The 19,772-nt window shown below is 60.7% G+C and carries 15 protein-coding genes and 1 pseudogene; 8 read left to right on the top strand and 8 right to left on the bottom strand.

Annotated features, from left to right (window positions below; genetic code table 11):
* Positions 1 to 19: 19 nt before the first annotated feature.
* Positions 20 to 700 (bottom strand): ABC transporter ATP-binding protein, encoded by a 681-nt coding sequence (locus tag BN1125_RS14745; RefSeq protein WP_042013176.1) that lies wholly within the window; start codon positions 698 to 700, stop codon positions 20 to 22.
* Positions 701 to 898: 198 nt separating this feature from the next.
* Between BN1125_RS14745 and BN1125_RS14740 the strand changes: the two genes are divergently transcribed.
* Both BN1125_RS14740 and nhaD read left to right on the top strand, forming a co-directional pair.
* Entirely contained in the window at positions 899 to 1,366 is a 468-nt protein-coding gene (locus tag BN1125_RS14740; RefSeq protein ID WP_042013175.1) for a DUF4357 domain-containing protein, read from the top strand.
* Positions 1,367 to 1,475: 109 nt separating this feature from the next.
* Entirely contained in the window at positions 1,476 to 2,918 is a 1,443-nt protein-coding gene (nhaD, locus tag BN1125_RS14735) for a sodium:proton antiporter NhaD (RefSeq protein ID WP_042013174.1), read from the top strand.
* Positions 2,919 to 2,995: 77 nt separating this feature from the next.
* Here the strand turns inward: nhaD and BN1125_RS14730 are convergent, their stop codons facing one another.
* From BN1125_RS14730 to BN1125_RS14705, 6 genes and pseudogenes are all read right to left on the bottom strand, one after another.
* A complete protein-coding gene (locus tag BN1125_RS14730; RefSeq protein ID WP_042013173.1) occupies positions 2,996 to 4,207 on the bottom strand; it encodes a Bcr/CflA family multidrug efflux MFS transporter in 1,212 nt (403 codons plus the stop codon).
* Positions 4,208 to 4,309: 102 nt separating this feature from the next.
* A complete protein-coding gene (locus BN1125_RS14725) occupies positions 4,310 to 6,004 on the bottom strand; it encodes a hypothetical protein (protein WP_042013172.1) in 1,695 nt (564 codons plus the stop codon).
* 58 nt (positions 6,005 to 6,062) lie between these two features.
* Positions 6,063 to 6,264: pseudogene (locus tag BN1125_RS19585) on the bottom strand (hypothetical protein); the annotation flags it as partial.
* Between the two features lie 218 nt (positions 6,265 to 6,482).
* On the bottom strand, positions 6,483 to 6,959 hold the full coding sequence (locus BN1125_RS14720; protein WP_042013171.1) for a DUF2919 domain-containing protein: 477 nt from the start codon (positions 6,957 to 6,959) through the stop codon (positions 6,483 to 6,485).
* A 148-nt stretch (positions 6,960 to 7,107) separates the two neighbouring features.
* Positions 7,108 to 8,055, bottom strand: a complete 948-nt coding sequence (gene corA / locus BN1125_RS14715; protein ID WP_005337059.1) for a magnesium/cobalt transporter CorA — start codon at positions 8,053 to 8,055, stop codon at positions 7,108 to 7,110.
* Positions 8,056 to 8,436: 381 nt separating this feature from the next.
* Entirely contained in the window at positions 8,437 to 10,080 is a 1,644-nt protein-coding gene (locus tag BN1125_RS14705) for an electron transfer flavoprotein-ubiquinone oxidoreductase (protein ID WP_042013169.1), read from the bottom strand.
* A 169-nt stretch (positions 10,081 to 10,249) separates the two neighbouring features.
* Between BN1125_RS14705 and BN1125_RS14700 the strand changes: the two genes are divergently transcribed.
* The 5 genes from BN1125_RS14700 to aroG all read left to right on the top strand — a co-directional run bounded on the left by BN1125_RS14700 (position 10,250) and on the right by aroG (position 16,026).
* Positions 10,250 to 11,002: an electron transfer flavoprotein subunit beta/FixA family protein gene (locus BN1125_RS14700; RefSeq protein ID WP_042013168.1), complete on the top strand. Its 753-nt coding sequence runs from the start codon at positions 10,250 to 10,252 to the stop codon at positions 11,000 to 11,002.
* Positions 10,999 to 11,925: an electron transfer flavoprotein subunit alpha/FixB family protein gene (locus BN1125_RS14695; protein ID WP_042013166.1), complete on the top strand. Its 927-nt coding sequence runs from the start codon at positions 10,999 to 11,001 to the stop codon at positions 11,923 to 11,925. Before BN1125_RS14700 ends, BN1125_RS14695 begins: the two co-directional genes overlap by 4 nt.
* A gap of 225 nt (positions 11,926 to 12,150) precedes the next feature.
* Complete coding sequence (gene serC, locus BN1125_RS14690) at positions 12,151 to 13,239, top strand: 3-phosphoserine/phosphohydroxythreonine transaminase (RefSeq protein WP_042013165.1); 1,089 nt, start codon at positions 12,151 to 12,153, stop codon at positions 13,237 to 13,239.
* 228 nt (positions 13,240 to 13,467) lie between these two features.
* Positions 13,468 to 14,751, top strand: coding sequence for a 3-phosphoshikimate 1-carboxyvinyltransferase (gene aroA / locus BN1125_RS14685; protein WP_042013164.1), 1,284 nt, complete (start codon positions 13,468 to 13,470; stop codon positions 14,749 to 14,751).
* Positions 14,752 to 14,970: 219 nt separating this feature from the next.
* Positions 14,971 to 16,026 (top strand): 3-deoxy-7-phosphoheptulonate synthase AroG, encoded by a 1,056-nt coding sequence (aroG, locus tag BN1125_RS14680; RefSeq protein WP_042013163.1) that lies wholly within the window; start codon positions 14,971 to 14,973, stop codon positions 16,024 to 16,026.
* Positions 16,027 to 16,118: 92 nt separating this feature from the next.
* Here aroG and BN1125_RS14675 read toward each other — a convergent pair whose 3' ends face one another.
* Positions 16,119 to 18,374, bottom strand: a complete 2,256-nt coding sequence (locus tag BN1125_RS14675; protein WP_042013162.1) for an LTA synthase family protein — start codon at positions 18,372 to 18,374, stop codon at positions 16,119 to 16,121.
* 256 nt (positions 18,375 to 18,630) lie between these two features.
* On the opposite strand from BN1125_RS14675, the gene BN1125_RS14670 reads away from it, so the two are divergent.
* Positions 18,631 to 19,716: a protein kinase family protein gene (locus BN1125_RS14670; RefSeq protein ID WP_042013161.1), complete on the top strand. Its 1,086-nt coding sequence runs from the start codon at positions 18,631 to 18,633 to the stop codon at positions 19,714 to 19,716.
* The last annotated feature ends 56 nt before the right edge of the window (positions 19,717 to 19,772 follow it).

Below are 19,772 nucleotides of genomic sequence, written 5' to 3'. Positions count from 1 at the left end.
CATGGCTCGGTGGCGGGGGTCAGTCATGGCAGGGCCCCTTGAGCTCGACCAGTTGGCCCCCTTCGAGGCGTAGCACCCGATCCGCAAGCGCGCCATAGGCGGGGTTGTGGCTCACCAGCAGCAGCCCTGCGCCGGTATTGCGCACCGCCGCCATCATCAGTGCCATCACCTGTTTGGCATTGTGTTCATCGAGGCTGCCGGTGGGCTCGTCCGCCAGCAGCCAGCGGGGCTGGTGAATGAGGGCGCGGGCCAGCGCCACCCGCTGGCGCTGGCCACCGGAGAGCTGCTCCGGCCAGGCGTGGCGCTTGTGGGTCATATCGAGCTGTTGCAGCAGTTGGTCAATTCTGGCCTCATCCCGTGGCAGGCCGTTGATGGCGAGCGGTAGGGCGAGGTTTTCGCCCACCGTCAGGGTCGGCAGCAGATTGAAATCCTGATAGACGATGCCGAAATGCTGGCCTCGCAGACGGGCCCGCTCGTCCGGCGACAGGTTGTCAAGACGGGTCTGCCCCAGCCAGATCTCCCCTTCGTCGGGGGCCAGCAGGCCGGCGATCAGGTTAAGCAGGGTCGACTTGCCGCAGCCGCTCTGACCCAGTAACAGGATGATCTCGCCGGCAGGGAGGGCGAGCTCAAGATGCTGGAACAGTGGCAGCCGTTCGCTGCCGTTATCGAAGCACTTGCCGAGATTACGCAGGATCAGCATGGAATAACCGGTTGATGGCCAATGGCTTTCATCATGCCATGTACGTGGCTACCCTGCCTAATGATCACGCTCCTTGCATCCCTGGACGAGAGTGCCAGTTAGTGATCAAGGCGGCAAAAGAGGTGCAGATCCTCGCTGGATCCCGCTCGCCCGAGCTGGTTAGAATAGTGGCTTCAATGGGTCACAGGATGCGCAAGGATGTTACACAAGCAAGTCAGTTTTATCATCGACAGCAAAGGCAACAAGCAGGCTGCCGTGGTCCCCATCGAGATCTACAACGAGCTGATGACCCTGCAAAAGGCGCTCTCCGACAACAAACCGGGGGAGCGCGATCTCTACCACTTCAACGGCAAGGGAGCCGAGGCGCACGGTTATCCGGTGGGCAAGCGGCCAAATCCCGGCTTCATGGTGCTGGCGGGTTCTACCGCCAATGGCGAGGATGCGGCCTCCCTGCGCGAGGCGGTGATCGAGCTGCGTCTGGAGTTGCTGGAGAAGGGGATCCTGGTGCCCCGCAGCGAAGGGGGCTTTATCTTCACCGTCGATCAGTTGTTCAACAGCCCGAGTCTGGCGGCCAGCCTGGTGGCGGGCAACAACCGCAGCGGACTGGATGCCTGGCAGAACAGCGCCGGTTATACCCTTAAGCAGTCGGGCTTTGGCAAAAAGTAAGAGATTGCTCACAGCGCTGAATTAACTGATCTTTTATTGACCTGGATGAACGTTTCTTTTCATCCAGGTGCTAGTTTTTCAGACATATGGTTCCATAAGGAATAGCTCCATGTCTGCACACCCTCCTGTTGTCTTGCTCACCCGTGTCGCCCCCTTGTTGACACTCGCAGTTTTTCCCGCCGGGGCCAGCAGCGGTCCGCTTTTGCTGACAGGGTCCTCCGTGGGGATCTTCTCTCTGGTGCTGTTTATTCTGGCCTATGCCCTGGTGATGGCAGAAGAGTATCTTGATTTGCGCAAATCTAAACCCGTGCTGGTCGCGGCGGGGGTGATCTGGATCCTGATCGGCATCGCCTACCAGCAACAAGGGATGAGCCCTGCGGCCGAGCAGGCCTTTCGCCATACCTTGCTGGAATATGCCGAACTAATGCTGTTTCTGCTGGTGGCGATGACCTATATCAACGCCATGGAGGATCGCAGGCTGTTTGATGCCCTGCGCGCCTGGCTGGTGCGCTCCGGCTTTCACTTGCGCACCCTGTTCTGGTTAACCGGCGGGCTGGCATTTTGCATCTCGCCGGTGGCAGACAACCTGACCACAGCGCTCCTGATGTGTGCCGTCGTGTTGAAAGTGGCCAATGGTGATCGGCGTTTTGTGAACCTGGCCAGCATCAATATCGTGGTGGCAGCCAATGCCGGTGGTGCCTTCAGTCCTTTTGGCGATATCACCACTCTGATGGTGTGGCAGGCTGGCAAGGTTCAATTTGGCCAGTTCTTCGCACTGTTCATTCCCTCTTTGCTCAATTTTATGGTGCCCGCCATCCTGATGAGCCTGATGGTGCCGCGTCATGTGCCAGACGCTGACAACGAGCAGATCGAACTGAAGCGAGGCGCCAGGCGTATCGTGTTGCTGTTTTTGCTTACCATTACCACGGCGGTCATGTGCCATAGCCTCCTTAACCTGCCACCCGTGCTGGGCATGATGCTGGGACTCGGTTATCTGCAGTTTTTCGGTTTTTATCTGCGCAAGTCGTTGCCGCGCTCGCTGGCACGCAAACGGGCGCTCTATGCGCGCAATGGCGATACTGAAAGGCTGCGCAGTTTGGGGTCGGTGGTGCCATTTGATGTATTCAACAAGCTTGCCAAGGCGGAGTGGGATACATTGCTGTTTTTCTACGGGGTGGTGATGTGCGTAGGAGGACTGGGTTTTATGGGCTATCTGGGTCTGGTGTCACACTGGTTGTATGACGGTGCGGATCCGACCATGGCCAACGTCTTTATCGGGGTCTTGTCCTCCGTCGTCGATAACATACCTGTGATGTTTGCTGTGCTCTCGATGAGCCCCGACATGACACTGGGGCAGTGGCTGCTGGTGACCCTGACCGCCGGGGTGGGGGGCAGCCTGCTCTCCATCGGCTCTGCTGCCGGTGTTGCCCTGATGGGACAGGCTCATGGTATGTATACCTTCTTTGGCCACCTGAAGTGGTTGCCCGCTATCTTGCTCGGCTATCTGGTGAGCATAGGCGCGCACCTCTGGCTCAACAGCGCCATGTTCTGAATCGGTGGTGAGAGGCAAAGAGGCGCCCATCGCGGGCGCCTCTTGATTTTGGCTGCGAGCACAGGCCCGCCAGTTCATCAGCGTCCTCTTCTGCCCACCAGCAGCCAGTAGCTCAGGGTGGAACCCACGCCGCAGCAGGCGATGGCGATGGCCATGGGCAGCGGTGACTGGGGGGGATTGAGGTTGACCAGAATGCCGACCACGGCGCCGATGCCAAAGCGCAGGGTGCCCGCCAGCGCCGAGGCGGTGCCCGCAGATTGCGGGAAGTGGCCCAGCAGGCCGGTCATGGCATTGGCCCCCACCAGGCTGATATGGCCGATAAAGAGCACCACCGGAATGACGATGCCCCACAGGCCGCCGGTCTGGCTCCATGCGTTGTAGATCAGCAGGGCGCCCGCGCAGGGCAGCACCAGCAGGCCGTACTGTAGCATCCGCTCGGCGCCTACCCCTTTCACCAGTCGGCTATTGACGAAGGTGACCACCATCATCAGCAGGATATTGAGGCCAAACAGCCAGCCATAATGCTCGGTCGGCACCTTGAAGTATTCGATATAGACGTAAGGGGAGCCGCTCAGGAAGGCGAACATGCCGGAGCTGGAGAGGGAGCCGCACAGCACGTAGCCCATGGCCCCCCGATGGGAGAGCACTCCCCAGTAGTTCTTGAGGATCTGGCCAAGATGGAGGGGCTGGCGGTGTTCGGGTTTCAGGGTCTCCTCAATTTTCCACTGCATCACCAGACAGACCAGCAGGCTGATCCCCACCAGCAGCCAGAAGATCACCCGCCAGTCGGCGTGGGCGCTGATATAGCCGCCCACCACAGGGGCCACCAGCGGCGCCAGCGTCATCACCAGAATGACGAACGACATGGCGCGAGAAAACGCATCCTTCTCGAAAAGGTCGCGCAGCAGGGCATTGACCACCACAGAACCCGCCGCGCCACCAGCGGCCTGCAACATCCGCCAGGCCAGCAATTCGGGCAGGGAGTCTGCCATGGCACATCCCACAGAGGCGATGGCAAACATGGTTAGCCCCGCCAGGATCACCGGCTTGCGGCCAAAGCTGTCGGCCAGCGGGCCGTAGAAGAGCTGACCGATGGCAAAGCCGCCCAGAAAGGCGCTGATGGTGAGCTGGGCACCGTCGATGCTGGTGGCGAGATCCCGGGCGATGGCCGGAATGGCGGGCAGATACATATCCACCGCCAGCGGGGTCAGCCCCGCCAGGGTACCGAGCAGGATAAACAGGAAACGGGGGGAGAGCTGGGTGGCCTGGGAGGGCTGTGCGTGGGGCATAGGGTATCCGCTGGTGAAAAAAGGAGAGGGGTGAGTCTATCAGGTTTGCCCCCGCTCGGCATGACGTTCCTGCCCCCTCAAAAGGGGAAGGTGCCCTGCCGCTCAGGCCCCTTGGGGATCACGCTTGCGTTCTAGCCGGCGTACTGCTCGGATCACGCCCCCCAGCCAGAGCAGCCAGGCCAGCAACGAGATGGTGTAACCGAGCCGCTCCGGCCAGCGGGCGGTGAGGGTAAAGGTGAGACTATGTTGTCCGGCGGGCACCCAGACCTGCACCAGCCCGTTGCGGGTGCTGCTGACGCTCAGGGGCAGATGCTGGTCGAGGGTTGCCTGCCAGCCCGGGTAATCAAACTGGTGCAGGATCAGCTTGGCGGGCGCCGGGGCCTCCACGGTCAATTCGATATGACGCGGCTGCCAGCGCAGGATCTGCCAGTTCACCCCCTGGTGGTCGCTGGTGATGGCGGGCTGGAATTCCTCTTTCCAGGCCAGCAGGGTGGGTGCAAACATACCGCGTGGCACCTGCTTTGGCCGGTATTCGCGGGCGCTGCGCTTGCTATCGAACTCCCCGTCGAGCTGACTCTTGACGGGGGCCTGGGTGAGCGGCGCCTCGCGTATATAGAGTCCCTGCGAGAGCAGGGTGACGGCAAGCAGCAGCCACCAGACCCACTGCCAAGGGCGATAGGTGGGGCTGCCCAGCGCCACCACGGCGACGGTAGCGATGACCAGCAGCAGATTGAGGCGCCAGGGAAATTGCACCAGTTGCAACGGGGTGAGCAGCCGCCACAGGGGCTCGCTTGGGGGTAGCATCATCAGAAAGATAAGGGTACCAATGACCCCCCAGAGCAGCAACTCGGGATGGCGCGGCTCGCGAGCGGCCGCCCAGCCTACCAGCAGCAGGGCCAGGGTGAGCAGCGTCAGCCAGGCGAGATGACCGCGAAAGCGCCAGTCATCACGGCTTTGGGGCAAGCGCTCGAGAAAGTTGCGCTGAAATTCGAACATGCCGGTGCGCATCTGCTCCATGGAGATCCCCCCCTGATCCAGCAGAGCGGGCAGCAGCAACAGGCTGGCCATCGCCAACCCCCAGAGCTGGCCCAGCAGGGTGCCGATGAATGGGGAGGTGGTGACAGGAACACTGACGAGCGCGGTGCTCCGCTTGTAGCGCCAGACCAGCAGCAGGCTGCGCAGGGTGAGCAAGCCCAGAACAAGCAGGGTACTCGGCAGGTGGGAGAGCACCAGCATGGCTACCGCGAAGGCGAGCAGCAGCAAGGCAAAGGGGGCGTGGCGGCAGAGGCGATCCTGCGCCAGCAGTGCCAGCGGCGCCCAGACGAAGGCCCAGCTCTCCGCCAGGGCAAAACGGGCGTAGATATCGATAGCCAGATGATAGGGCAGCGCCATATAGAGCAGACTGGCCGCCAGTGCCCGCCCGTGGCCGGCAAAGGGGCGCAACCAGAGATACGCAAACAGGCCGGAGAGCCAGAGTGCCACACTGCTACTCCAAAGTAGCGGCGTCATCGCCTCGTGGGCCAGTGGGGTGGGGCCGGCGAACAGGGCGCTTACATAGTAGGGCAGGGGGGGATAGAAGAAAAAGACCGGGCTGCCAAAGGCGCCGTTCATCTCCATTAGCCAGCGCGGATAGAGCTCTCCTTGCCATAGCTGCACAGCAAAGAAGTGACCGGAGAGCAGATGGTGAAACAGATCATGGCCCTGACTGCCGCCGCGCAGCCAGAATGGCAGCAACAGGAGGGCGCAGGCCCCGGTCAGCACCGACAAAACCCACAGCCACTCTCTGGTTACACGCATAAGGAGACTCATCTGTTATGGATGCGCAGTGAGTGTAACCGAGTTGTTCCCCTATTTTTCAGTGGTCTTGGTGGGTTTTCGCGCTCTTTTTATGTTGCTTGTCACTTTGTCCATTGATTGCCTGCAGCGAAGGAATGGCTAGCCAGCGTCCGGGTTCGGCAGCAAAACGCGGGGCAAACCAGCGCAGGCGCACCGCGGTGGGCATCACCCTTGTACCAGCCGTCCGTCACTGGCAGAGCTGTGATCTCCCGCAGCCGCCGCGGTGAGGGTGAAGAGCCGCAAAGGCGCCAAACAGCAGCAGGCCTGAGAAGAACATCAGGTAGAGGGTGCCCTCGGCGGCCTGATGAGGGTAGGCCAGCCACTGCCAGCATTGTCGGGGTGAGAGGGAAAGGCTTGTTATAACGGCTCCAGCACCCGGGCGCTCCGCTAGTAACGAGATTTTTTATATTTATTTCAATTGATTAGCGATAAAGTTCGGCTAACTGTTAGGCTCCTGATGAGGTTCATCGGCGGCATATTCTCGCAGCTGACGGCTGCGCAGCAGATACCAGAGAGACCAGAGGCTGGCGACCAGCACCAGGGCGGTGGGCCAGCTAAACGACCACTTTTGCAGGTTGAGGCTGTGCAGTTGCATCAACAGGCCGCTGACAGCAGAGCAGAGCAACAGCAGCGGGCTGTGGCGCCTGAGCCTGGCCCGGAAGTTACGGGTCTGCTGATAGGTGCCGCCGCAGGCGAGCAACGCCAGCATGGCGGGCAGGTCGGTCAGCAGGCTGATGTAGAGGGTGATCTTGTCCGGATAGAAGAGGGTCAGGATCTCGCTGCCGCTCTCGCGGGTCACTCCCGCCATCAGAAATAGCCAGACCGAGCGGGTCAGTAACAGGGCGATGGGCCAGAACCAGAGGGGCGGGCGCAACTGGCCGTGATCGTCATATCGGTGTTCGGGGTAGAGGGTCATGGTTGCCCGTTAGCCACGTGAATTGAGTGATGGAGGGGATATGGGGCGACGAAGCGCCCTTTGCAAGGCGTTGGGCGTGGCGCAAATTAATCGGGGGGCCATGCCCCCCAATCCGTTTCTTCAGATATCGCAGCGCGCGTCGGCGGCGTTACAGCCAGCCTTTGCGCTTGAAGAAGAGGCCGGTGCCGAGCGATGACATCACCATCAGCACCAGTGACATGGGATAACCATACTCCCAGGCGAGCTCCGGCATGCGGCCAAAGTTCATGCCGTAGATACTGGCGATCAGGGTCGGCGGCAGGAAGATCACGGCGGCTACCGAGAAGATCTTGATCACCTTGTTCTGCTCCAGATTGGTCACCCCCATGGAGGCCTCCAGCTGGAAGTTGATCTTGTCGAACAGGAACTGGGTGTGGGGCAACAGGGATTCCACGTCGTGCAGCATCTCGTCGATCCACTTGTTCTGCTCAAGGCTCATGCGCTGGCGCAGGCTGCGTTTGAGGAAACGCAGGGCGCGGCGGGTATCGTGCAGAGAGAGACGGATCTGGCCGTTAGCCTCTTCCTGCGCCATCAACTCTTTCAGCATGGGGTTGATCTGATCCGGCTCGAAGATCTGATCGGCGGTGTTTTCCAAGGTCTTGTAACCATCTTCGATAAGGTCGGAGAGGTACTCCACTTTCAGGTTTTGCACCTCCAGCAGGATGTCGAGGGCATCCTCCACCTCCAGCCGATCCTGACGCATATAGTGGCGCAGCAGGCGCACCAGGCCGATATCATCTTCGCGAATGCTGATCAGCAGGTTGTTGCGCAGGGTAAAGGAGACGTGGACACCCTTGGTGTCACGACCGATCCGCTGGGGAAACAGGGAGTGAATGTGCAGACCATCGGTATCCCAGTAGAAACGGGCGGATGCTTCGATATCGTCGAGCTCTTCCTTGTCGGGGACCTCTTCCAGGAACAGGCCCGTCAACCATTCTCGCTCTGCCGTGTCCGGCTTGTAGGCATCCAGCCAGACCGTGTTGTCAGGTACTATGTCGTCAGGCCCGAGCGTGACTATGTCCAGCACCTTGTTGTTGAGAATGTAGGCGGTGATCATCTGTCCCCCCTTAAAAAGTCATGGGTAATCAGGGATGGTTGCACAGGTCATGCGGCCTTAGATCGCTGCAGAAGGCGATCCCGTGGATAAGCAGATCGGGCCGATGGAAAACCTGAATGCGGCGAACTATACAGGGGCGGGCCGCGCTTGTCAGGGGCTATTCATCAGGGATTCAGCCTGTTTGTTCAAAAAAACAGCGAGGTCGGAGCAGCCGCGCCACCCTCGCCTGTACCGCTCCGTTCCCGAACAGACCGGTGAGGGGTTGCATCCCCTGGGATCTGGAATGGCTGGGGATGGGGATAGCCCCTGTGGCGGGGACCAGACGATGTTTTGGGGCTGAGTATCTTTGATGTCACCGCATCTTGGCATCGCCGTATTCCATCACATATTCGGATAGTTGGGCCCGGAGCCCCCCTGTGGCGGGGTCCAGACAATGTTTTGACTGGGATCCTTGATGTCGCAGGTCTTGCAGTGAATGCAGTTGGCTGCGTTGATCTGAAGTGTGGCTGCGCCTTCCGTTTCCAGTACTTCAAACACCCCTGCCGGGCAGTAGCGCTGGGCGGGTTCGCCCCAGGTGGGTAGATTGACCTTCACCGGGATCTGTTCATCCTGCAGCTTGAGGTGGCAGGGTTGATCCTCGTCGTGGCTGGTGTTGGCGAGATACACAGACGAGAGTTTGTCAAAGCTCAGCTTGCCATCGGGTTTGGGGTAAGGGATCGGCTCGCAGCGTCTGGCCAGACGCAGTTGGCGATAATCAGACTCCTTGTCGATCAAGCTAAAGCGGGAAGATTTGGCAAACAGCCGCTGCTCTAACCAGTTAAAGGCGCCACCGAACAATGGACCCCAGCGGTGCAGGGCGGCCCCGAAGTTGCGCGCCGCCTTGAGCTCGCGGGCTAGCCAGCTCTGTTGCAGCGCGTCGCTAAACTGGGCCAGATCCCGTCCCCCCTCATCGCCCCCATGCAGTGCCATCGCGACGGTTTTTGCCGCCAGCATCCCCGATTTCATGGCGGTGTGGATCCCCTTGATACGGGAAAAGTCGAGGGTGCCTGCATCACAACCGATGAGCAGGCCGCCCGGAAAGTGCATGCGGGGGAGGGAGTGCCAGCCTCCCTTGGTGATGGCGCGGGCGCCATAGCTGATGCGTTCGCCCCCTTGTAACACGCCAGCGATGAGCGGGTGATGCTTGAGGCGCTGGAATTCGTCGAACGGGCTGAGCCAGGGATTTTGGTAATTGAGATCGACAATCAGCCCGACCGCCACCTGATCCCCCTCCATCTGATAGAGGTAGAAGCCGCCGTGGCTGTGGTTCTCTCCCTCCTTGCCAAGGGGCCAGCCGCTGCCGTGCAGCACCTCTCCGGGCTTGCCCTGACCCGGGGGCAGTTGCCACAGCTCTTTGAAGCCGATGGCATAGTGTTGGGGCTGGGCGGGGGCTTCCAGCTGGAATGCAGCTATCAGCTGTTTGCCCAGATGACCGCGGGCCCCTTCGGCAAAGAGGGTGTAGCGGCCATAGAGTGCCATGCCGGGCACATGGTCAGCCCGTGGATTGCCCGCCCGATCCAGTCCCAGATCGCCGGTGATGACCCCCTTGACCCGGCCCGCTTCCATGATAAGGTCGCTGGCGGCAAACCCCGGGTATATTTCGACTCCCAGTTGTTCCGCCTGCTGGCCGAGCCAGCGGCAGAGATTGCCAAGGCTGACGATGTGGCAGCCCTCATTGTGCATTCGCGGCGGCACGGCCCAGGCGGGCAGCTGCAGGGCGCGGCGCTCGTTTTGCAGCAGATGCACCTGATCGTTGCTGACCGGCACCCCGAGCGGCGCTTGCTGCCAGCAATCCGGCAGCAGCTCTTGCAAGGCGATGGGATCAAACAGGGCGCCGGAGAGCAGGTGGGCGCCGATCTCCGCCCCCTTCTCCAGCAAACAGACGGAGAGAGTGGCATCCTGCTGTTTCAGGGCGATAGCCGCAGCAAGCCCCGCCGGACCGCCGCCGACGATGACGACATCAAATTCCATTGCTTCCTGTTCCATCTTGCCTCTGCGCTCTGGTTGGCCTAGGGTAGTGACGGTAGTTTACGTAAACGTAAAGTAGTTGTAAGCAACACTGAGCAAGAAAAAACAAAAATTCAGGCAAGGGCGTACTGCAACAAATGCAGAGGCACACGAATGAATTCAATCCAAAGAGACGAGGCATGACCCCATGAAGCTGCTGGTCGCGATCAAACGGGTAGTCGACTACAACGTCAAGATCCGGGTGAAGGGAGACGGCTCCGACGTGGAGCTCGCCAATGTGAAGATGGGGATCAACCCCTTTTGTGAAATTGCGGTGGAGGAGGGGGTCAGGCTGCGGGAAGCAGGTATCGCTCGCGAGCTGGTGGTGGTGACCTTCGGCCCGGACGCAGCGGCCGAGCAACTGCGCCATGCGCTGGCGCTGGGAGCGGATCGGGCGCGCCATTATGTGACTGACGAGATGCTACCCCCGCTCTCCGTCGCCCGCGCCTTGCACAAGGTGTGTGAGCAGGAGCAGCCGGATCTGGTGCTGCTCGGCAAGCAGTCCATCGATTCAGACAACAATCAGGTGGCCCAGATGCTGGCAGCCCTCAATGAGTGGCCGCTGGCGACCTGTGCGTCAGCCATCCAGGTGGACGCGGGGGAGCTGTTGGTGACCCGCGAAATCGACGGTGGCCTCGAGACCCTCGGCATGCCACTGCCCGCGGTGGTGAGCGCCGATTTGCGTTTGAATGAACCGCGTTTTGCCTCGCTGCCCAACATCATGAAGGCCAAGCGCAAGCCGCTTGATAGCGCCCCGTTCTTGACACTCGCCATTGAGGTGGCCAATCAGACCCGTTTGCTCGGGGTGATGGCGCCGCCAGCCCGCAGCGCCGGGATCAAGGTGGGCTCGGTGGACGAGCTGGTGGACAAACTCAAACACGAAGCGAAGGTGCTGCCATGAGCGTGCTGATCATTGCCGAACATCATCAGGGCCATCTGGCCGACAACGTTGCACAACTGGTGACCGCAGCCGGATCCATCGGCGGTCAGATCGATCTGCTGTTGCTGGGTCAGGGGCTGACCGAGGCGGGTGAACAGGCGGCAGCTCTCGGCGGCGTCGACAAGGTGTTGCTTGCCGATCATCCCCTGCTGGCCGACGGGCTGCTGGATGGGGTGGACAAGCTGCTGGCCGGCTGGTGCGAAGGTTACAGCCACTGTCTGATGGCGGCGAGCACCATGGGCAAGGCGCTACTGCCCATGGTGGCGGCCCGACTCGGTGTGGAGATGCTCTCCGAGGTGACGGCTATCGAGAGCAGGGATACCTTCCTGCGTCCCATCTATGCGGGCAATGCCATTGCCAGAGTGGCAAGCTCGGCGCCCGTCAAGGTGATGACGGTGCGGGCCACGGCTTTTGCCAAGGCGGCGACGGGCGGGCAGGCTCTCATCGAGCACTTGGCCGTGCCCGAATTCACTGGCCGTACCAGGCTGGTTGAGCGCCGGGCGGTGCGCTCCAGCAGGCCTGAACTGACCGCCGCCCGGGTGGTGGTCTCCGGTGGTCGGGCGCTTGGTTCCAAGGAGCAGTTTGCCCTGATTGAGGCGCTGGCCGACAAGCTGGGTGGGGCGGTTGGCGCATCGCGGGCCGCCGTTGATGCAGGATATGTCGCCAACGATCTGCAGGTGGGACAGACCGGCAAGGTGGTGGCGCCCGAGCTCTATATCGCGGTCGGCATTTCGGGCGCCATCCAGCATCTGGCGGGGATGAAGGAGTCGAAGGTGATCGTGGCCATCAACAAGGACAGCGAGGCCCCCATCTTTCAGGTAGCGGACTACGGGCTGGTGGGGGATCTCTTCACCCTGCTGCCCGAGCTCACCGCCAAACTGTAAATTTGTCAGAAATGGCTGAACTGTGGTCGTTTATGCGCTCTGCCCGCCATTTCTGTGCATGTTCCCTGCAAGCCCTGACCCGTTCAGGGCTTTTTCTGCTGCAAGGGGGATGCAGAGTGACGGTAAAAGGTTGAGCCAGCTCCCAAAAAGCCTTTGATCCGCTGGCTGCTCTTGTGTAAAACCTGACAAGTCATCGATTACTCTCATCCACTCACGGAAAGCGTCATGAGCAAACAGATTTACAACTTCTGCGCCGGCCCCGCCATGCTGCCGGTTGAAGTCATGGAGCGCGCCCAGCGCGAATTTTGTAATTTTCAAGGGCTGGGAGCCTCGGTCATGGAGCTTTCCCATCGCGGCAAGCCCTACATGGCGGTTGCCGAGAAGGCCGAAGCAGATCTGCGCTCCCTGTTGGCTGTGCCGGACAACTACAAGGTGTTGTTTATGCACGGCGGCGGCCGTGGCCAGTTCTCCGCCGTGCCCATGAATCTGCTGGGCGGCGCCAACACGAAAGCGGACTTTTTGTTGACTGGGGTCTGGTCCCAGAGTGCGGTGGATGAAGCCAAAAAGTATGGCGATATCCAGACTTTCCAGGGGGTTGCCAAGAACGCGCAGGGGATCTCTCACCTGCTGCCGACGCCGGCGTTTCGCGCCGATGCGGCCTATGTTCACTACTGCCCGAACGAAACCATCGACGGTATCGAGATGTTCGACATCCCGGCCAACGGCGAGGTGCCGTTGGTAGCGGATCTCTCCTCCACCATTCTCTCCCGTCCCATCGACGTGAGCCGCTTTGGCATCATCTATGCCGGCGCCCAGAAAAATATCGGGCCGTCGGGGCTGGCCATCGCCATCGTGCGCGACGATCTGCTGAACCAGGCGAGAGCCGATGTGCCCTCGATTTTCGACTACCAGCTGACCGCCAAGAACGACTCCATGTTCAACACGCCGCCCACCTACGCCTGGTATCTGGCCGGTCTGGTGTTCGAATGGCTCAAAGAGCAGGGTGGCCTCGAGGCGATGGAGGCGCGCAACAAGGAGAAGGCAGACTTCCTCTACGACTATCTCGATCAGTCGAGCTTCTACGGCAACCAGGTGGATGTCAGCTGTCGTTCGCGGATGAACATCCCGTTCCAGCTGAAAAATGCCGAGCTGGACAAGCAGTTCCTGGCCGAATCAGAAGCGGCCGGCCTGCTGGCCCTCAAAGGGCACCGCATCGTCGGTGGCATGCGCGCCAGCCTCTACAACGCCATGCCGCTGGAGGGGGTGAAGGCCCTGGTGAGCTTTATGGATGGCTTTGCCACGCGCAACGGCTGAGAAGAGAGTACTCACGTGGTTGCAAGCAGCCTCTCGCGACACCCCGTGACCCGCTTGCAGCTATTGCAGTGATTCAAAAGACGCCGGGATACCCTGGCGTCTTTTTTGCAACAGAACCAGCACGATGGCGCTCGCCGTGCGATTTCCCCTGAAAAGTGCCCTTGCCGAGCGGGACGCAGGCTGTTAACGTCCGGACAGGCGTTAATTTTGAGATAGCACAGGAAGTCTATGAATTCGTTGCGTTTGGATCCCATTTCTCGTGTGGCCGGCGAGGTCAATCTGCCCGGCTCCAAGAGTGTCTCTAACCGTGCGCTGCTGCTGGCGGCGCTGGCCCGTGGCACCACCCGTCTGACTAACTTGCTCGACAGCGATGACATTCGTCACATGCTGGCGGCGCTGACCCAGCTAGGGGTCAAGTACAAGCTCTCCGCCGACAAGACCGAGTGCACCGTGCACGGTCTGGGTCGCAGCTTCGCGGTGAAAGAGCCGGTCAATCTGTTCCTCGGCAACGCCGGCACCGCCATGCGACCGCTCTGCGCCGCGCTCTGTCTTGGCTCCGGTGAATATACCCTGGGCGGCGAGCCGCGCATGGAAGAGCGCCCCATCGGCCATCTGGTGGATGCCTTGCGTGAAGCAGGTGCCCATATCCAGTACCTGAAAAAAGATGGCTATCCGCCGCTGGTGGTCGATGCCAAGGGGCTGTGGGGCGGCGACGTGCACGTCGATGGCTCCGTTTCCAGTCAGTTCCTGACCGCATTTTTGATGGCGGCGCCGATGGCGGCCGGTGATACCCGGATCCATATCAAGGGTGAGCTGGTCTCCAAGCCCTACATCGATATCACCTTGCACATCATGAAGCAGTTCGGGGTGGTCATCGAGCACGACAACTACAAGCTGTTCTACATCAAAGGCAACCAGACCTATATCAGCCCGGGAGACTTTCTGGTGGAAGGGGATGCCTCCAGCGCCTCCTACTTCCTTGCGGCGGGTGCCATCAAGGGCAAGGTGCGGGTGACCGGCATTGGCAAGCACAGTATTCAGGGTGATATCCACTTTGCCGACGTGCTGGAGAAGATGGGCGCACGTATCACCTGGGGCGATGATTTCATCGAGGCGGAGCAAGCGCCGCTGAACGGGGTGAATTTGGATATGAACCATATTCCCGATGCGGCCATGACCATCGCCGTTGCCGCGCTGTTTGCCGAGGGGCCGACCTCCATTCGCAATATCTACAACTGGCGGGTCAAGGAGACCGATCGTCTGCACGCCATGGCGACCGAGCTGCGCAAGCTGGGCGTCGAGGTAGAAGAGGGTAATGATTTCATCACTGTGACCCCGCCGACCCAGCTCAAGCACGCCGAGATCGATACCTACAACGATCACCGTATCGCCATGTGTTTCTCGCTGGTGGCGCTGTCGGATACCCCGGTCACTATCAATGATCCCAAATGCACCTCGAAGACCTTTCCGGATTACTTCGACAAGCTGGCCAGTATCAGCCAGCGTGACTGATCACTGACAAATCTGTTATCACCACCCCTTCGGGCCCGCGCTGAGCGGGCCTTTTACCCTTTTCACCCGCATCGCCTTTTCGTCTAGCATTATTTCAATAACTTGCAAGGCTGCCGCATAAAATAGTTTTGCGATTGCTGTAATTTACTATTTACACATGCTCTGTCGCGGGCTATGTTGAGATTTCTTAATCGCAGTCATTTAGCAGGAAACCTTATCATGCAGCATCAAACCGACGACGTTCGTATCAGTGAAATCAAAGAGTTATTACCTCCTGTTGCGGTGCTTGAGAAGTTTCCGGCTACCGAGGTCGCCTCATCCACCGTTTTTGAATCCCGTCAGGCCATTCACAATATCCTGGCTGGCGAAGATGATCGTCTGCTGGTGGTGATTGGCCCTTGCTCCATCCATGATCCGGTTGCCGCGCTGGAGTACGGCAAGCGCCTCAAGGCGTTGCGCGACGAGCTGAAAGGTCAGCTGGAGATCGTGATGCGGGTCTACTTCGAAAAGCCGCGCACTACCGTGGGCTGGAAGGGGCTGATCAACGATCCGTACCTCGACAACAGCTGCAAGATCAACGACGGTCTGCGCATTGGTCGCAAGCTGTTGCTGGATCTCAACGACATGGGGCTGCCGACCGCCTCCGAGTTCCTTGACATGATCACCCCGCAATATGTGGCTGACCTGATGAGCTGGGGCGCGATCGGTGCTCGTACCACCGAATCCCAGGTACACCGCGAGCTGGCCTCCGGTCTCTCCTGCCCGGTGGGCTTCAAGAACGGCACTGACGGCACCATCAAGGTCGCCATCGATGCCATTGGTGCCGCCAGTGCGCCGCATCACTTCCTGTCGGTCACCAAATATGGTCACTCCGCCATTGTGGCAACCAAGGGGAACCCGGATTGTCACATCATCCTGCGTGGCGGCCGTGAGCCGAACTACAGCGCGGCCCACGTGGACGAGGTAGTGAAGGGGCTGGAGAAGGCCGGTCTGCCGCAAAAGGTGATGATCGATTTCAGCCACGCCAACAGCAGCAAGCAGTTCAAGAATCAGATGCTTGTGGCCGAGGATGTGGCCAGCCAGCTGCGTGCCGGTAGCAAGGCAGTGTTTGGTGTGATGGTGGAGAGCCATCTGGTCGAAGGGCGTCAGGATCTGGTGGAAGGGTGTGAGCTCACCGTCGGCCAGAGCATCACAGATGCCTGTATCGGTTGGGCCGATACCGAAGTGCTGCTGCGCAATCTGGCGGATGCCGTGGCAACCCGCAACGCCCGCTAAAGAGAGGCTTTCGCAGCCGAAGTTGACAGAGAAAACGTGATAACCAGAGGCCGCTATTGCGGCCTCATCTATTTATGTTGCGGGGCTGAGGATCAGGGCAGGGCATCGGGCCGGAAGCTGGCGCGGATCTGCGGCACCAGGCTTGAAGGGTCGAACCCTTTCTCCTCGCCCAGCACCGGATGGAGCCGGGGCTTCTCTTCGATGGGGGTGATATCCCCCGCCAGCAGCAGGCGAGTGGCCTGACCCATCTGGTAGAGCTGGCGCACAGGCGCAAACTGGGTTGCCAGATTGAGGGGATCATCGGCGCGGGCAAAAGCCATCATGGGGATCTGATAGGTGGCATCGCGCGCCGGTTTGTCGCCGTGAATCCCCTTGCCGGCGGACATCAAAAACGGCTGGTGATCACCAAAAGCGACCACCAGATAGCGCTTGCCCGACTGGTCGAGGGTCTTGAGCAGCCGCTCCAGCGAGGCCATGGCATCCACCACCCCGGTGTAGTAGGTGTTGAGCAGCTGGGTGTCGCTCTCGCTCTGGTTCGGGCAGGCGCCGCTGCGCTCCTGCCCCTGATAGCGGGGGCCATCGAAGGGGCCGTGCCCCTGCATGGTGACTGCATAGGCAAACAGCGGTTGGCTGTCCTGTTCGCTGCGCTTGAGCAGGTGATCGATCAGCGCATCATCGGAGATATAGAGCCCCTTGTGCTCAAGGGTGGTGAAGCGGGTATCGAACCAGCGTTCCTCGTAGCCGAGCGCTGGGATCGCCTTGGCGCGGCCCCAGAATTTTTCCACATAGGGGTGGGCGAACAGGGTCTGGTAGCCGCTCTGTCTGGCGCTTTGGGCCAGGCCGGGCACCTGCTGCGAGAGGTAGTAGTAGGGCACCACCCCCTCCTTGAGCAGCCCAACCGGCAGCCCGGTATTCATCTCGAACTCGGCCAATACCGTCATACCGCCGGTGGTGGGGGAGTGAATGGTCTTGTGCCACTGCTGCACGCTGGCGGGCAGGGAGAGCGTCGGGGCCGGGGCGCAGATCCGTCCCTTCCAGTCGAGCCAGAGCGACTCATATTGCAGCACGATCACCAGATCCCAGCGCGGCGCCGTGCTCTGGGGTGGGTGGCTCAGTTGCGGGGTCAGCTCGTTGATCTGCAAGGGGTAGCGAAACACGCTGCCCCTTTGCAGCATCTCGTCCACCAGATTGAACAGATAGAGGCCCGGGCCGGAGCGGATGATGTCCCTGTGGTAGTTGACCGCGCGATCCACGTAGCGAATGTTGGCCCCCAGCAGCTTGTTGCCGGTCTGGGTGGCAAAGACGCACAGCGCAAAGAAGGCGACGGTGGCGGCTACGGTGCGCAACACCCAGCGTGACAGGGCAAAGCGCCAGCAGAGAAACAGTGCCAACAAGACGGTAAAGATGGGTAGGATGGGATGTTGATCGAGCAGGATCCGCAGCAGCGCCAGCAGATTGCCAAAATCATCCCCGCCGAGCGGCACGCCGTAGATGGCGATCTTCATAAAGTTGGCGAGCAGGCCTATTCCCGAAAGCGCGGTAAAGACCAGCCCCATATAGAGGTTGAAACCCGCCAGCGCGCAGAGGCTCCAGCCCAGCACCATACTGCCCCAGGCGAGATAGTAGTGCTCCGGCCGAAAGCCTGACCAGAGCAGAAACTCCCCCAGCTTGAACACCACGAAGCCGTGCAGCAGCACGAAGGTGAGATTGCCAAGCAGCAGGCTGCCGATGATCCGCCAGCGCAGGCTGCGGCGCAGCTTGGGCAGCACCGTTTTGAGTACGGCGGCGCTCAGGGCCAGCACCAGCGTCAGACTCACTACCAGATAGGTGAGGTTGAAGCCCTGCTCCGGCAGGGTTTGCAGGATCTGACTGAAATTGCTGCTTTCGGGGCGATCTTTGAGGAGCAGACCGATCCGCAGCTGATAGCGGCTGGCCAGGGCATCGTCCGGCGCGCGCAGGGTGCTGTTGAGATCCAGCGAGCAGCGGTTATTGCGGCACACCTGACGTTTATCCACCGCCTGACTCAGCTGGTCGATCCGCTCCCCCTTGTCGTTGAGCAGCTCCACCCGTACCTTGTCCCCCGCTTGCATAGGCCCTCGCAACTGCCACTGGCTGCGCACCACCAGATAGAGGCCGCGGCTGTCGCTTTTATAGAGCAGGGCGTGGCGGGTGAGGGTGGCCAGCGGATTATCGGCGGGGCCCAGCACCAGCGGCTGGGTACGGCCGAGCCAGCTACCGGGATTGATCAGCGGCAACAACAGGGTCAGCAGCAGCAATCCGCCCAGCAGGGCAAGCAGCAGAGAGGGCAGACTCAGGACGCGGGGGCGGCCTGAGGAGGGGTGATTCATATAAGCTCATCCTTTGAGCGAGTGAGGGAGAGATCGTTCATCCGCATAGAGTTTGACCCGATGGTGCGGGCCTTGCTCCTGCTTGTCAATTTAATGACCACTTAATGAATATTTGGTTACGGTTCAGCCTTGCAAATTGTGATCCCGGTCGAGGGGTGACATGGAATATGTGATGAAAGCATCATCATGGTGTTTTGCCGCTGGCCTGGGAGGGGGGGGGCTGTTTAGTCTCTCAATAGCGACGGGAGGTGTATGTATGAATCCTAAGGTGATGGCGCGTCAGGCCAGATTGCTGCGCATGCTGGAGAGCAAGGAAGAGATCCGGATCGGACGCGAGCGTGACTGCCCGCTGCCGTTGGCCCAGTTGGTCAAACTGCAGGATAGTCATCCGGCGGTGGTCAAGGTTTATCGCCACGGCCTCACCGCCGAGGTGTTTCACCTCAAGGTGGAGGGGCATCACTGGTGCCTCAAGCGGCGGCGTCAGGATTCGCTGGTGGCCAACCTCGATGGCAAGACTGCCTTTCTGACCGAACTGGAGCGTCGGCGTGAAATCGAGGCGCTGCGCGAGCTGCACCCCACCATCCTCTCCCACGTGGTCTGCACCAGCTTCGGCTCGGCGCGGGCCGGGGTGCTGGTCTCCCCCTGGTTGCGGGGCGTGCCGGTCCATCAGCTCAACGAGCGCAATCTGGCCCAGATGCTGGAGGTGCAGGGAGAGCTGGCCCGCTGGGGCTGGTTTGACTGGGATCCGAGTCCGGGCAACCTGCTCGATGACGGCGAGCAGATCAGCGCGTTCGACTTTGGCTACATGTGGACCTTCGATCCCCGCTTTGAATACAACTCCAACGGACTGGTCGACCCGCAGTTCCATGTGCCGGAGCGGTTGGAGACCCGCACCCTGTCAGGGCTCTGGCTCGATGAAGCCGATCCCTTGCCGCCATTTCGCTACTGGCGCGAACTCTGCCTCAAGTGGGTCAAACGGGAGATCCAACACCTGATACGGGAAGGGGCCAGAGCCCCTGTGCTGGCCCGTTTATACGCCCTGCAGGGGGAGTGGCGCGCCGCACTGGCAACGGATGACGCGTTGGCCGCCAACTGGTGGCGGGACATGTATCGTAGCCACCGGCTCGATGTGGCCGATGATCTGAGCGGCCAGAGCTGCGGTCCGCTCACCCTGCGTCGCCTCGACTGGCTGGAGCAGGCGGTGACGGATCACTATCCGCTGCTGGTGGATCATCTGTCGCCACAGGAGACGGAGCTGGGCCAGACCGGGCTGCTGGCCCGTTTGCAACAGTTGCGCCGGGAGGCGGTGGCCTGCCAGCTGCCCGCCACCAGCCTTGCCTGAGCCAACTCCTCAGCGGAACACAAATAAACAGGGCGCCTTGTAGGCGCCCTGTTGCA

It is taken from the genome of Aeromonas fluvialis (assembly GCF_000819885.1).
Classification (GTDB): domain Bacteria; phylum Pseudomonadota; class Gammaproteobacteria; order Enterobacterales; family Aeromonadaceae; genus Aeromonas; species Aeromonas fluvialis.
The sequence above is the reverse complement of the archived record's forward strand: the minus strand, read 5'-3'. Positions and strand labels throughout refer to the sequence as shown.